The sequence below is a fragment of the Pseudomonas sp. LBUM1656 genome (assembly GCF_059716065.1).
The window spans coordinates 2,359,058-2,372,706 of the sequence record NZ_CP166800.1; the positions used below are offsets into that span (position 1 = coordinate 2,359,058).

The 13,649-nt window shown below is 60.8% G+C and carries 12 protein-coding genes; 7 read left to right on the forward strand and 5 right to left on the reverse strand.

Translation table 11 applies throughout. From position 1 onward, the window contains the following. The first annotated feature begins 92 nt into the window (after positions 1–92). A complete protein-coding gene (locus ACA072_RS10705; protein ID WP_497624258.1) occupies positions 93–1,907 on the forward strand; it encodes an ABC transporter ATP-binding protein in 1,815 nt (604 codons plus the stop codon). On the opposite strand, the gene ACA072_RS10710 is transcribed toward ACA072_RS10705, so the two are convergent. Further along, complete coding sequence (locus tag ACA072_RS10710; protein WP_497624259.1) at positions 1,879–2,832, reverse strand: alpha/beta hydrolase; 954 nt, start codon at positions 2,830–2,832, stop codon at positions 1,879–1,881. The two genes, ACA072_RS10705 and ACA072_RS10710, sit on opposite strands and share 29 nt — an antisense overlap. Positions 2,833–3,178: 346 nt before the next feature. On the opposite strand from ACA072_RS10710, the gene rbsK reads away from it, so the two are divergent. From rbsK to ACA072_RS10725, 3 genes are read left to right on the forward strand one after another with little or no spacing between them, the layout of a single operon-like run. After that, positions 3,179–4,105, forward strand: coding sequence for a ribokinase (gene rbsK / locus ACA072_RS10715; protein ID WP_497624260.1), 927 nt, complete (start codon positions 3,179–3,181; stop codon positions 4,103–4,105). A gap of 44 nt (positions 4,106–4,149) precedes the next feature. Continuing rightward, complete coding sequence (gene fucP / locus ACA072_RS10720) at positions 4,150–5,481, forward strand: L-fucose:H+ symporter permease (protein ID WP_497624261.1); 1,332 nt, start codon at positions 4,150–4,152, stop codon at positions 5,479–5,481. Further along, positions 5,478–6,536: an aldose 1-epimerase family protein gene (locus ACA072_RS10725; protein ID WP_497624262.1), complete on the forward strand. Its 1,059-nt coding sequence runs from the start codon at positions 5,478–5,480 to the stop codon at positions 6,534–6,536. Before fucP ends, ACA072_RS10725 begins: the two co-directional genes overlap by 4 nt. Here ACA072_RS10725 and deoR read toward each other — a convergent pair. After that, positions 6,529–7,293 (reverse strand): DNA-binding transcriptional repressor DeoR, encoded by a 765-nt coding sequence (gene deoR, locus ACA072_RS10730; RefSeq protein WP_497624263.1) that lies wholly within the window; start codon positions 7,291–7,293, stop codon positions 6,529–6,531. The genes ACA072_RS10725 and deoR overlap by 8 nt on opposite strands. A gap of 127 nt (positions 7,294–7,420) precedes the next feature. Here deoR and deoC point away from each other — a divergent pair, with 127 nt between their 5' ends. Further along, positions 7,421–8,104, forward strand: coding sequence for a deoxyribose-phosphate aldolase (gene deoC, locus ACA072_RS10735; protein WP_497624264.1), 684 nt, complete (start codon positions 7,421–7,423; stop codon positions 8,102–8,104). Here the strand turns inward: deoC and ACA072_RS10740 are convergent, their stop codons facing one another. Both ACA072_RS10740 and ACA072_RS10745 read right to left on the reverse strand, forming a co-directional pair. Then, entirely contained in the window at positions 8,105–9,103 is a 999-nt protein-coding gene (locus tag ACA072_RS10740; protein WP_497624265.1) for an NAD(P)H-quinone oxidoreductase, read from the reverse strand. Positions 9,104–9,259: 156 nt separating this feature from the next. Continuing rightward, complete coding sequence (locus tag ACA072_RS10745) at positions 9,260–10,474, reverse strand: YbfB/YjiJ family MFS transporter (protein WP_497624266.1); 1,215 nt, start codon at positions 10,472–10,474, stop codon at positions 9,260–9,262. 112 nt (positions 10,475–10,586) lie between these two features. Between ACA072_RS10745 and ACA072_RS10750 the strand changes: the two genes are divergently transcribed. Further along, complete coding sequence (locus ACA072_RS10750; protein WP_497624267.1) at positions 10,587–11,462, forward strand: LysR family transcriptional regulator; 876 nt, start codon at positions 10,587–10,589, stop codon at positions 11,460–11,462. 160 nt (positions 11,463–11,622) lie between these two features. Here ACA072_RS10750 and ACA072_RS10755 read toward each other — a convergent pair whose 3' ends face one another. Further along, positions 11,623–12,345: a pirin family protein gene (locus ACA072_RS10755; protein ID WP_497624268.1), complete on the reverse strand. Its 723-nt coding sequence runs from the start codon at positions 12,343–12,345 to the stop codon at positions 11,623–11,625. A gap of 351 nt (positions 12,346–12,696) precedes the next feature. Between ACA072_RS10755 and ACA072_RS10760 the strand changes: the two genes are divergently transcribed. Continuing rightward, entirely contained in the window at positions 12,697–13,647 is a 951-nt protein-coding gene (locus ACA072_RS10760) for a GlxA family transcriptional regulator (RefSeq protein ID WP_497624269.1), read from the forward strand. Positions 13,648–13,649: the final 2 nt, after the last annotated feature.

Here is a 13,649-nt window from a genome sequence, read left to right on the forward strand (position 1 = left end):
CCACAGTGTTTCTCGCCTGTGACATTTCTGGCTGACGTACCATGGCGACATTGTCGTGATTAGCGACCCTCATCTGCCGAGCCCATCACCCCATGCCTGCGGCCCTCTCCCGCGTCACCTCATTACTCGACCAGGCCAGACGCGCCTTGCTCCTGGTCTGGGGCACTTCTCGCGGTCTATTCCTCGGCCTGGTCCTGGCCACCCTGATCGCCGGTGTCCTCCCGGCTCTGGCCGCGTGGCTAGGCCAACGCATCGTCGATGCAGTGGTTTTCGCCATGCAATTGCACGCGCAGCAGGGCAGTGCGCCGTTGTGGCCGGTGGTGCGTTATGTGTTGTTCGAGGCTGGTGTGTTGGCGTTGCTGTCCGGGACTCAGCGGGCGCTGTCGGTTCAGCAGTCGTTGTTGCGGGTGCAGTTGGGGCAGAAGGTCAACACGATGATTCTGGAGAAGGCCCAGACGTTGTCGCTGGTGCAATTCGAGAATTCCGAGTTTTACGACAAGTTGGTGCGGGTGCGGCGCGAAGCGTCGACGCGGCCCTTGGCGCTGGTGATGAAGTCGTTGGGGCTGATCCAGAATCTGATCGTGTTGATCAGCTTCGGCGTGTTGCTGGTGCATTTTTCGCCGTGGGCACTGGTGCTGCTGGTGGTGGGCGCGTTGCCGGTGTTTTTCGCCGAAGCGCATTTTTCCGGGGATGCGTTCAGGCTGTTCACGCGTCGGGCGCCGGAGAGTCGGCAGCAGAATTACATCGAGACGCTGCTCTCTCATGAGGGCTACATCAAAGAGGTCAAACTGTTCGGCTTCGCGCCGCTGCTGTTGAAGCGTTATCGCGAGACGTTTGCCCGGCTCTATGCCGAGGACCGTCGGCTGACGTTGCGCCGGGATGGCTGGGGATTTGTGCTGGGCTTGCTGGGCACCGCGGCATTTTACCTGGCTTATGCGTGGGTGGTGGTCGATGCCGTTCACGGCCAGATCAGCCTCGGGCAGATGACCATGTACCTGGTGCTGTTCAAGCAGGGGCAGACGGCGGTGAGCAGCAGTTTGAGCGCCATCAGCGGTCTCTACGAAGATGGGTTGTACCTGTCGAGCCTCTACGAATACCTCGCCGAACCGGTGGTGGCCGATGCCGGGCACCTCACGGTGGGCGCGGTGCCTGGTGATGGTTTGCGATTCGAGAACGTGGGTTTCCGTTATCCAGGTGCGAGTCGGGCCGCCCTTGAAGGCATCGACTTGCACCTGGTGCCGGGGCGCAGCCTGGCGCTGGTGGGGGAGAACGGTTCGGGCAAGACCACGCTGATCAAGTTGCTGACCCGTTTGTATCGCCCCGATCACGGGCGCATTTTGCTCGACGGGAGTGATTTGCAGGCGTGGGAAGAGGACGCGCTGCGCCGGCGCATCGGGGTGATTTTTCAGGATTACATCCGCTATCAGTTTTCAGTCGGCGAGAACATCGGCGTCGGCGATACGCTGGCATTCAACGATGAACAACGCTGGAAAGAAGCAGCCACCGAAGGCATGGCCGCGCCGTTCATCGAGGGGCTCGATCGAGGCTACGCCACGCAATTGGGACGCTGGTTTGCCGGTGGCCAGGAGTTATCGGGCGGGCAGTGGCAGAAGATCGCCTTGTCCCGCGCTTACATGCGCCGTAACGCCGATATCCTGATTCTGGACGAGCCGACCTCGGCACTCGACCCGGCTGCTGAAGCAGCGGTGTTCGAGCATTTCAGCGAGCACACGGAAGGGCGAATGACGTTGCTGATCTCCCACCGTTTTTCCAGCGTGCGCAATGCCGACCACATCATCGTGTTGGATCAGGGATCGATCCTGGAGCGCGGCAATCACGACAGTCTGGTGGCCGCGGGCGGGCGTTACTCGCAGTTGTTCAACCTGCAAGCCCGTGGTTATCGCTAGACCCGGCCACCTGCGCCGGTTTTGCCTTCATCAAGTTCTCGATTGCCTGGCGATATTGGCTGCCACCCAGGCTCATGCTGTTGTTGTGCGTACCGCCGGGGATCAACAGCAGGCGCTTGGGTTCGCTGGCGGCATTGAACAGCTGCTGGCTGAACCGCGAGGGCATGAACGGATCGGCCAGGCCATGCACCACCAATAACGGCATGTCGATGTCGACGATCTTGTCGATGGAATCGAATTTCTGCGACAGCAGCCAGCGCACCGGCAGCCATTTCACCGGCAAGTTGCTGTCGGCCACTTGCGCCACGGCATCGCCCAGCGACGTAAACGTGGACTCGATCACCAGACCGCGCACCGGTATTGCGCTATGGTCCTTTTTCGCTTGCGCTGCCAGGTCTGCCGCGAGGTCGATGGCCACCGCGCCGCCCAGGGAATGGCCGTAGATCAGACGCTTGTTGGCGTCCGGTTGCATCGCCTTGAAGCGCTCCCAGGCGACGCGGGCGTCCTCGTAGACACTGGCTTCCGACGGCAGATCACCCTTGCTCTGGCCAAAGCCTCGGTAGTCGATCGCTAGCACCGAATAGCCCATCGCCCGTAATTGCTCGATGCGGAAGGCCTGGCCGGTCAGGTTCCAGCGCACACCGTGCAAATACAGGATCGACGGCGCATCGCGACGCGCGGCCGGCCACCACCAGGCATGCAGGTTTTGCCCGGTCTTGAAGCTGGCAGGCTTGATATCGAATTCCTGAACGTCCTTAGGCAAACCGCGATACCAGCCGGCAGTACCCGGCTCGATGCGGAACAGCAACTCGCGCTCTTTGTATTTGAGAACGCCACAACCCACGGGCAAGCCGACGACCAGCGCGGCCATGCACAACCAGGGTAGCCAGCGTCGGCTCAGGCGGCTCATCAGGTTTGAAAACATGCAAAGGTCCGGAGGGTGAAAAGGAAAGTTCGGGTTTTAACAGATGCGTGGGGGGAGGTGGGGATAAATTCGACAGTCGTTTGAATGGCTGGCTTGGACGGTGACTGTTCTGGCGTCATCGCGGGCAAGCCCGCTCCCACAGAGTACGCATTCCATTGTGGGAGCGAGCTTGCCCGCGATGGGGCCATTCCTGCCCGCACATCTTCAAAGCCATGCGCAAAGCCATTCGTCTTTGCATCAAACCCCACTCAACAAAAAGATTGAATAATCACACAAAATGTTATTTAAATAACAAAACAACAACGTCCAGCATCAGTCTGGCAAGCCGGATCAAGGTGGGATAGCAATGAGCAAGATCGCAGTCATCGGCAGCAACATGGTGGATCTGATCACCTACATCGACCGCATGCCGGCCCAGGGCGAGACGCTCGAAGCGCCGGGATTTGCCCTCGGTTGTGGCGGCAAGGGCGCCAATCAGGCGGTCGCCGCAGCGAAGCTCGGGGCGGATGTGCTGATGCTCACCAAGGTCGGCGATGACATGTTTGCCGACAACACCCTGGCCAACTTCCAACGCTTTGGCATCGACACTCGCTACGTGCAGCGCGTAACCGGCGTGTCCAGCGGTGTGGCGCCGATCTTCGTCCAGGCCGACTCGCACAACAGCATCCTCATCGTCAAAGGCGCCAATGCGCATCTCGTCCCGGCCGATATCGACGCCGCCGTGCAGGCATTGCGCGAGTGCTCGCTGATCGTTCTGCAACTGGAAATCAACGTCGACACCGTTTACCACGCCATCGAATTCGGCCGTGCGCACAACATCCCTGTGCTGCTCAATCCGGCACCAGCCTTGTCCGGACTGAGCCGTGAACACCTTGCGCAACTGGATTTCCTGGTGCCCAACGAATCCGAGCTGGCGCTGATTACCGGCCAGACAGTGGACTCGCCAGAGTCGGCGCATAAAGCCGCGCAGACACTGGTCGCCAGCGGCATTCGCCACGTGATCGTGACCCTCGGCCAGCAAGGCGCGCTGTACGTCGGCGAGGAGGGCGAGTTTCAGATTCCCGGCCTGTCCGTCGCCGCACGCGACACCACCGGGGCAGGCGACGCCTTCATCGGTTGCTTCATTCATCACTGGAGCCGCGACCGCGACATCCGCGCCGCCATGACCCAGGCCGTGGCCTATTCCGCCTGTTCGGTCACCGGGCTGGGCACCCAGACCTCCTACCCGGACGCCACTGCATTCGCTGAATTCCAGCGCCAACTCGGCGCTTGAAATCGAGCTGATTTACCCCTCAACGCTCACCACGGAGAACAACAATGACAAAGCCTCCGCTCCAACAGACGGCCGATGGTTTCTACCTGAACCGCACGCCCTGGTTCGCCTTCATTTTGCTGTGCAGCATCTTCGCGCTGTGGGCGGCGGCCGCGAGCATGAACGACGTGCTCATCGCGCATTTCAAGAAGGCCTTTCTGCTCAGCGATTTCCAGACTGCGTTTGTGCAATCGGCGTTTTACCTGGGCTATTTCTTCGTGGCGATTCCGGCCGCGCTGGTGGTCCGCCGTTTCAGCTACAAGACCACCATCCTCATCGGCCTGATGTTGTACATGTTCGGTTGCCTGCTGTTCTTCCCGGCGGCCTCGACCGCCAAGTACGGCATGTTCCTGTTGGCGCTGTTTGTGATTGCGGCGGGGCTGTCGTTTCTCGAAACCGCGTGCAACACCTACTCGACGCTGATGGGCCCGCGTGAAACCGGCACCCGTCGCCTGAATATTTCCCAGACCTTCCACCCGTTCGGCGCGATGGCCGGGGTGTATGTCGGCAGCTTCGTGATGTTCAAGGACACCGATGCCACCCGCGAGCAGCTCACGCAAATGAGCGCCTCGGACGCGGCGGTCCAGCAGCTGCAAATGATCCAGTCCACCTTGTTGCCGTACAAATGGATGATCGCGGTGCTGGTGCTGATGTTCATCCTGATCGCCATCACCCGGTTTCCGAAGTGCAAGGGCAATCAGCCGAGCAGCACGAAAACCGCCAGCCTTGGCCAAAGCCTTTCCCGCCTGTGGCGCAACAAGCGTTTCACCTTTGGTGTGTTGGCGCAGTTTCTGTACGTGGGTGCGCAGGTCGGTGTCTGGAGTTTCACCATTCGTTTGGCGATGCAGTTGGGCGGCATGAACGAACGCAGTGCGTCGTGGTTTTTGCTGACCACGTTCGCCGCGTACTTTGTCGGCAAGCTGATCGCCAACGTGCTGATGCGCAAACTGCACCCGGCCAAGGTGCTGGCGGTGTACGGCGTGCTGTGCATCGTGTTGCTGGCGTACACGATTCTGGTGCCAAACATCACGGCGGTTTATGCGGCGGTGGGCGTCAGCGTGTTCCTCGGTCCGTGCTGGCCGACCATTTACGGCCTGACCATTGATGGCTTGGGTGAAGACACTGGCGTCGGCGGTTCGCTGCTGGTGATGAGCATCGTCGGTGGCGGGGTGATCCCGATCTTCCAAGGCCTGCTGTCCGACTTCAGCGGCGGCAACATGCAGCTGGCCTACAGCGTGCCGCTACTGTGCTTCATCGTGATCGTGATGTACGCAGTGCGCTGCTTGCGTCATTCCGCCAGCGAGCGGGCACCCGTGGGTGCGGTGGTGGCTTCATGAACACGCGGATCAATCTGCAACCGTCGCAGTTCGGCGAGGCGCGCAAAACCTTGCTGGAGTCGAAAGCATTCACCGTCAGTTCCTGGGTCTATCCCAGTGGCGTGCTGGCGCTGGAATTGGCCAACAGTCGCGGCAGTCTAGTGGTGCTGCCGTATCGGGGGCAGATGATCTGGTCTGCGGTGTTCGACGGTTGTGATCTGACCATGAGCAACCTGTTCAGCCAGCCCAAACCCAGCCCGACGGTGATCGGAACCTATGGCTGTTTTATGTTTCACAGCGGCCTGCTGCGCAACGGTTGCCCGAGCCCCGAGGACGATCATCCGCTGCACGGCGAGATGCCCTGTGCGGCGATGGATCGCGCCTGGCTGGAGGTCGGTGAAGACAGCGCTGGCGGTTATCTTCGATTGGCTGGCGAGTACGAATATGCGCAGGGGTTTGGTGACCGTTATCTCGCCACGCCCAGCGTGACCTTGCGCGTTGATTCAGGTCTGTTCGACATCGCCATGCAGGTGACCAATCTGGCTGGCAAGCCGATGGACCTGATGTACATGGCGCACATGAATTACGCCTATGTCGAAGGCGCCCGTTTCCTCGAGCCTTTGGGTTTCGAGCGAGTGCGCTTACGCAGCAGCGTGCCGGCCCACGTGAAACCGACGCCGGCCTGGACCGAATACATGCAGGCGTTGGGGAAAGAACCGGAGCAATTCAACCGTCTGGATCAGCCACATCTCTACGACCCCGAAATCGTGTTTTTCTTCGACGGCGTCCGGGCAGACGACAGCGGTCATGCGCATTTTCTGCTGAGTCATCCGGACGGTGCGGCGTTCTATACCCGTTACCGCCCGGAGCAATTCGAGCATGCTGCGCGCTGGATCCTGCACAACGCCGATCAGCAAGTGGCGGCGTTCGTGCTGCCGTCCACCTGCGAGCCGGAAGGCTACCGCGCCGAGTCCGCCAAGGGCCATGTGCGTTCACTGGCGGCGGGGGCAACGGCGGATTTCAGCGTCACCACCGGCTACCTCAGCGCGGGGGAGCAACAGGCCTTGATCAGATGATCAATTGCGCGCCGCTGGCAGTAATGGCGTCGCGGTAAGCCTTGGGGATTTTCTTGTCGCTGACCACGAACTGGAAATCCTCAAGGTTGGCGAAATGCGCCGTGCGTACCGTGTCGAACTTGCTGTGGTCGGCCAGCAGCAGCCGCTGTTGCGCCTGGCGCAGGACCTTCTGTTTGACCTCCACTTCATTGAAGTTGAAGCAGGTGACGCCGAAGTCCTGGCTGATGCCGGCCGCGGAAACGAAGGCCCAGGTCAGGCGCACGCTGTCGAGGATGCCGCTCTCGGTGGTGTTCTCGAACACCTGGTTCTTGCGGTGGAACGTGCCGCCGCACACCACGATATGGCAGTTGGGTTTTTGCGACAGTTTGAGCAGCACGTTCAGGGAGTTGCATACCGCGGTGAATTCGAGCTCGTCGGGGATGAAGTCGACCACGAAAGGCGTGGTGGTGCCGCAGTCGAAAAACACCGTGTCGCCCGGCTGGATAAACCCGGCGGCGAGTTTGCCGATGCGGCGTTTTTCCTCGACGTGGCGGGTGTCCTGTTCGGCCACGCGGTAATCGCCGGGCTCGTTGCCATCGTGGATCTTGGTGATGTAGCCACCGAGCAGCCGCAGGTGGTCGGTGTATTTGCTGAGGTCGCGGCGCAGGGTCATCTCGGACACGTCCAGCAACGCCGCCATCTCGCGCAGATGAATGGCGCTCTGGTCTTGCAGGGCTTGTTGAATCAGCTTGAGACGCTCGGCTTTTTTACTGTCCACAGGCATTCCGGGGTTGATTGTTGGTGTTGTTTAAGTAACATTATTTGTGATTTTAGTAACGTTTTTGCGCGAATCACCCTCGATTGTGGCGCAGGGGCATTTGAATATACAAACTGGAGTTTTTGCGATGGCACACCTAGAACCCAAAGCGCTGGCGCAGTACATCGATCACACCTTGCTGGCGCCCGATGCTTCCCGCGAGCAAATCGCCGCGTTGTGCCGCGAAGCCGCCGAACACGGCTTCTATTCAGTGTGCGTGAACTCGGGGCAGGTGCCCCATGCCGCGCAGCGCCTTGAAGGCCAACGCGTCAATATCTGCGCGGTGGTCGGCTTCCCGCTGGGCGCCGGGATGAGCGACAGCAAGGCGTTTGAAGCCGAGCGGGCGATTGCCGCCGGCGCCGGGGAAGTCGACATGGTGTTGAACATCGGCTGGTTGAAGGACGGCTTGTTCGATCAGGTGCGCGACGACATTGCCCAGGTGTTGCAGGCGTGCGGCAAGGTGCCGTTGAAAGTCATCCTGGAAAACTGCCTGCTCACCGATGCGGAAAAAGTGAAGGCCTGCGAGATTTGCCGTGAGCTGAAGGTCGCGTTCGTCAAGACCTCCACCGGTTTCAGCCGCAGCGGCGCCACCGTGGAAGATGTTGCGCTGATGCGCCGCACCGTCGGGCCTGACATCGGCGTCAAGGCCTCCGGTGGCGTACGCGATTACCCGACCGCACTGGCGATGATCGAAGCCGGCGCCACGCGACTGGGCACCAGCTCGGGCATTGCGATCATCAGCGGCGCAAAATCGGCCGGCGAGGGCTACTGATCAGTCCACCTGCAACACGATCTTTCCGATGTGATCGCCGGCTTCCATCCGCGCATGGGCCTGCGCCGCGTCGGTGTACGGGTAAACCTTGTCGATCATCGGCAGGCAACGCCCGGCGGCGAGTACAGGCCACACGTATTCACGCAGCTGTTCGGCGATCGAGGCTTTTTCTTCCCGGGTGCGCGAGCGCATCAGCGAGCCGGTGATGGTCGCGCGTTTGCCCATGATCGCCATCAGGTCGACATCGTTGGCGCGTGCGCCGCCGAGGAAGCCGAGCATCACCAGGCGACCTTCCATGCCCAGTGCCGCGATGTTTTGATTCAGGTACGAGCCGCCCATGATGTCGAGGATCACGTTGACGCCTTTGCCGGCGGTTTTTTCCGCGATGACCTGAACGAAATCCTGGTCGCGGTAGTTGATCGCCTCGGCGCCCAACTGACGGATCGCCGCACACTTTTCCTCACTGCCCGCCGTGGCGAACGCCTTGACCCCGAATTCGCGACATAGCATCAGCGCGGTGGTGCCGATGCCGCTGGTGCCGCCGTGAATCAGCGCGCGCTGGCCTTTGCTGGCGCCGCCCAGGTCGAACAGATTGGCCCAGACCGTGAAGAAGGTTTCCGGAACCGCCGCCGCTTGAACCCAATCCATCCCTTCAGGAATCGGCAGCGTCTGGCTGGCCGGCGCAACGCAATATTGTGCGTAACCGCCGCCATTGGTCAGCGCACAGACGTTGTCGCCGACGATGAATTCGCTGACGCCCGCGCCGATGGCCACCACTTCACCGGCCACTTCCAGCCCGGGAATCGGGCTCATGCCGGGTTTCATCGGGTACTTGCCGGCGCGTTGAATCACATCCGGCCGGTTGACCCCGGCGGCGTGCACGCGAATCAACACTTCGCCTGCGCCGGCCGTGGGCATCGGCTCCTGGCGCGGCTTTAACACCTCGGGGCCGCCGGGTTCGGTGATTTCAATCAGGGTCATGGATTGGGGGAGCGTCATGTTGAAGTCCTGTTGAGAAGTGTTCAGTAAGTGGGACCGCGTCTTCACGCGGTAGATCAAAAGATCGCAGCCTCGTTTCACTCGACAGCTCCTACATTTGCAACGCGATTTCCTGTAGGAGCTGTCGAGTGAAACGAGGCTGCGATCTTTTGATCTTCATGGGCAACTCACTGCAATCAGCTGATGGCGACGATTCAGCAAACCCATGGCCTGTTCCAGCAAAAGCGCAACCACAATCGCGCCCGCCGCAATCACAAACAACAACCCATGCTGCCCACCGCTGGCATTGAAAAGCGCCGAATACGCAAACCCTGCAATCGCCTGAAACGTGGCAAACGACACCGTCGCACGGCTCCAGGCGATCTGCTGCTGATGATGGTTCGGCAGCAGTTCATGAACCCGCGCCAGCGCCAATGGAACGATGCCCGGCGGGAACGAACCGAGGATCACGGCCAACACCGCCAGCGCGGTGAACGAGCTGGAAATCGACAACAGGCCAACGGCAATCGCCTGCACCACCAGCACCAGTCGGATGCTCAATTTCGCACCGAGTTGATCGGCCAGAAAACCGTAACTCACCGGCCCGATGATCGCGCCAAGTCCGTACATCACCCAGATCAGCGCGCCGACGTGCGGCCCGGCGCCGAGTCCGCGGGCCACGTAATCCACCAAAAAAACCATCGCCGGCACCAGCCCGGCGGCCATGAATGCGTATTGGGCAAACAACAGGTAAACCCCTGAATCGGTCGGCGTGGTGGTTTTCTCGATCGCTACTTCAACGGCTTGATGATGCGCCTCTTTCGGCCAGCCGAACCAACTCGCGGCTGTCAGAATCAGTGACAGCAGCCCGAGGCCAAACCAGGTTTGCTGCAACCCAAGGCTCAACAGCGGCGGAACAATCGTTCCCGAGCCGGCAATGCCCAATCCGATGCCCAGGAAAATCGCACCGCTGGCCAAACCTCTGCGGGACGCCGGCACATGGGGCAACACCGTCGCGGCCACCAGCACCATGATCGCGCCACCGGCAATGCCCGACAGCAGTCGCCAGCCGAAGAACCAGCTCACCGACAACGGAAAACCACAGGCGAAAAACGACAAGGTCACGGCCAACATCATCAGGCGCAACGCCGTTTTGTTCGACGTGCGGTTGGCCAGTGGCCGGCCGATCAGCGCACCGATCAGGTAACCCACGAGGTTGGCGGCGCCGAGGTACACCACGTCGCTGGCGGAAAACCAGTGCGCCTGAATCAACGAAGGAATCAGCGGCGTGTAGGCAAATCGCGCCAGGCCGATGCTGACCAGGCTGGCGGCGAGGCCGGCGAAGATCGGCAGCCAGATCGCGCTGCGCGGGGTGGTCGATGTGCTGTGCATGGGAAACGTCCTGAGAGGTTTTGCTTGGCCTCCAGACTATCCCGAACGGTTGATGCAATAACGCAGCGATTATGCGTTATGGTGATGCGAATATGCATCGGTAGGGAATGGCATGAATTGGGATGACGCACGGGTGTTTCTGGCGGTGTGCCGAGAGTCGACGCTGCGGGGCGCGGCGCGAGTATTGGGGGTCGATCAGGCCACGGTCGGCCGAAGGATCACGGCGCTGGAAAAGTCGTTGAGTGCGACGCTGTTCTTGCGCACATCTGAAGGCTATGCGCTGACAGCGGTGGGGGAGGCGGCGCTGCCGGCCGTGGAGAAAATGGAGCATTCGGCGCTGGAGCTGGAGCGCCAGATTCAAGGGCTCGACGACCGACTGACCGGGCTGGTGCGGGTCAGCACCACCGACTCCATGGCCATCGATTTCCTGATTCCGGCTATTGCTCACTTGCATGAACAGCACCCCGACGTGCGCGTGCAGCTGGACGCCTCCACGCAGATTCTCAGTCTGGCCAAACGCGAAGCCGACATCGCCGTGCGCAACACCCGGCCGGATAATCCGGATCTGATCGCCCGCCGCATCGCGCGCTGGCCGGTGGGCTTGTTTGCTTCTAAGGAGTATGTGGACGCCCATGGCATGCCATCGCCGGGCTCGGGGTTCGAGGGGCATGATCTGGTGGTGTATCAGCCGTATCTGCAGGGCAACAAAGACATGACGCTGGTTTCAGAACCGCTGGGGCGTGGGCGGATTGTGGCCAGTCTGAGTTCCAGTTTGCTGGTGCGCCGATCCCTGGCGGCGGGGCTCGGGGTCGGGGAAATTCCGGTGTACATGGGGGAGCGGGACGGGCTGGTCAGGCTGTGGCCGGAGCGCACGCGACCGGTGACGTATGACGTCTGGCTGGTGACCCACGCGGACTTGCGGCATACCGCCCGGGTTCGTGCGGTCATCGATGAAATTGTCGCGGTGTTTTCCGGTACCGGCGAATAACACGCAACCCCCTGCAGCAGCTGGCGAAGCCTGCGTTCGGCTGCGAAGCAGTCGTAAAACCAGACACTGCGGTCTTCATGACACACCGCATGTGCCGGGTTTACGACTGCTTCGCAGCCGAACGCAGGCTTCGCCAGCTGCTACAGGGATCGCGTGGGGGTCATGGCATTTCCGGCAGTTCCTGCGGCCGCAAATCGAACACCAGCACCTCGGCATCCACGCCGTTGCTCAACGCCAGCACCTGCTCATCACGAACCCGCACACCATCGCCTTCCTGCAACTGCATGCCGTTGAGTTCGACGCTGCCTCGGGCCACGTGCACATAGGCGTAGCGGTTGGCGGCCAGTTCGAGCGTGGCGCTTTCCTTGCCGTCGATCAGCGCGGCATACACCCGTGCGTCCTGACGCACCTTCAGCGAACCCTTGGCCCCGTCGGGGGAGATGATCAGTTGCAGGCGCCCGCGTTTTTTCTGGGTGCTGAAGTGCTCTTGCTGATAACGCGGTTTGGCGCCGCTGACTTCCGGCACGATCCAGATTTGCAGAAAGTGCACCGGCCGCGTGGCCGAATGGTTGTATTCACTGTGGGCCACGCCGCTGCCGGCGCTCATCAATTGCACGTCACCGGGGCGGATCACCGAACCGGTGCCCAGGGTGTCCTTGTGTTCCAGGGCACCTTCGAGCACGTAGGAGAAAATCTCCATGTCGCGGTGCGGGTGCTGGCCGAAACCTTTACCGGCCGCCACGCGGTCATCGTTGATCACCAGCAGGTCGGAAAAACCCTGCTCTTTCGGGTTGCGGTAGTTGGCGAAGGAAAAGGTGTGGAACGACTTCAACCAACCGTGATTGGCGGCGCCGCGATCGGAGGCTTTGCGAAGGGTCAGCATGATGAAATCTCCTGTGGGGACGTTGATTCGTCCGAGTGAGGAGAAGGTTAATGGTTACTGGCTGGTGCAATAAGTAGATGGAAATTGAAATGCTGTCGCGTTCAGGTTGACAGTGATCATTGGGCAATCAGGCATTTTCCTCCGACGCTGACGCCGGACATTGGCCATAATGCACAGCATCCCTTATCTGCCGAACACGAAACCCTTGTGGGAGCGGGCTTGCTCGCGAATGCGGTGTATCAGTCACCCACAATGCTGAATGTGACGCCGCCTTCGCGAGCAAGCCCGCTCCCACAAGGGGATTGGTGTTTGGCGGATGGATTTTCTTTTGACTTCAGTGATTTTGAACCCATGAAAACCGTGGCTATGGTGTTGTTTCCGGACTTTCTGCTGCTCGACATGGCCGGGCCCATGGAAGTGTTTTCCATCGCCAATCGATACCTCGCAGCGGACGACCGTTACGAGCTGTCGACCATCGGCACTGAACACGGCGCGCTGCGTGCTTCCAATGGCGTCAGCGTGCAGACCGATCTGCACATCGATCAGGCCGATCACGCCTATGACCTGTTGCTGGTGCCGGGCGGCCCGGGCGCCTACAACGAAAAACATCCACCATTGCTGTGTTGGCTCAAAGCCGCTGTCAGTCGCGCCGAGCGCTACGGCTCGATCTGCACCGGCGCTTTTGTGCTGGGGCATGCCGGTCTGCTGGACAGCTATCGCGTCACCACCCACTGGCATTACACCGAGCGGCTGATCAAAGGCTTTCCCAAGGCGACGGTCGAGACCGATCAGATTTATGTTCAGGACCGCAACCTCATCACCTCCGGCGGCGTCACCGCCGGCATCGACCTGGCGCTGTCGGTGGTCGCCGAAGACCACGGCAAGAAAGTCGCCCAGGACGTGGCCAAAGTGTTGCTGGTGGTGATGAAGCGTCAGGGCGGGCAAGCGCAGTTCAGCCCGTTGATGGCCACCGTCGCACCGCAGGAAACGCCGATCACCCGCGTGCAGAACCATGTACTCGAACACCTCGATGAAGCCTTCAGCATTGAGCGCATGGCCAGACTGGCGAACATGAGTACGCGGCACTTTGCCCGGATGTTTGCCCGGGACGTGAACATGACGCCCATGGAGTTTCTACAAAGCGCGCGTATCGATTGCGCCCGAAACCTGCTGGAAACCAGCGACTTGCCGCTCAAAACCGTGGCCTTTAAAAGTGGCTTTGGCAGCGTACGGCACATGCGCTTTCTGTTCGCCGAAAAACTCGGTCTGACCCCGACGCAATACCGCGAACAGTTCAGCTAGAG

Bases quoted from the DNA above. Each gene is read 5' to 3' on its own strand.
- ACA072_RS10705 (WP_497624258.1), top strand. From the start codon at position 93: ATGCCTGCGGCCCTCTCCCGCGTCACCTCATTACTCGACCAGGCCAGA.
- ACA072_RS10710 (WP_497624259.1), bottom strand. From the start codon at position 2,832: ATGTTTTCAAACCTGATGAGCCGCCTGAGCCGACGCTGGCTACCCTGG.
- rbsK (WP_497624260.1), top strand. From the start codon at position 3,179: ATGAGCAAGATCGCAGTCATCGGCAGCAACATGGTGGATCTGATCACC.
- fucP (WP_497624261.1), top strand. From the start codon at position 4,150: ATGACAAAGCCTCCGCTCCAACAGACGGCCGATGGTTTCTACCTGAAC.
- ACA072_RS10725 (WP_497624262.1), top strand. From the start codon at position 5,478: ATGAACACGCGGATCAATCTGCAACCGTCGCAGTTCGGCGAGGCGCGC.
- deoC (WP_497624264.1), top strand. From the start codon at position 7,421: ATGGCACACCTAGAACCCAAAGCGCTGGCGCAGTACATCGATCACACC.
- ACA072_RS10740 (WP_497624265.1), bottom strand. From the start codon at position 9,103: ATGACGCTCCCCCAATCCATGACCCTGATTGAAATCACCGAACCCGGC.
- ACA072_RS10745 (WP_497624266.1), bottom strand. From the start codon at position 10,474: ATGCACAGCACATCGACCACCCCGCGCAGCGCGATCTGGCTGCCGATC.
- ACA072_RS10750 (WP_497624267.1), top strand. From the start codon at position 10,587: ATGAATTGGGATGACGCACGGGTGTTTCTGGCGGTGTGCCGAGAGTCG.
- ACA072_RS10755 (WP_497624268.1), bottom strand. From the start codon at position 12,345: ATGCTGACCCTTCGCAAAGCCTCCGATCGCGGCGCCGCCAATCACGGT.
- ACA072_RS10760 (WP_497624269.1), top strand. From the start codon at position 12,697: ATGAAAACCGTGGCTATGGTGTTGTTTCCGGACTTTCTGCTGCTCGAC.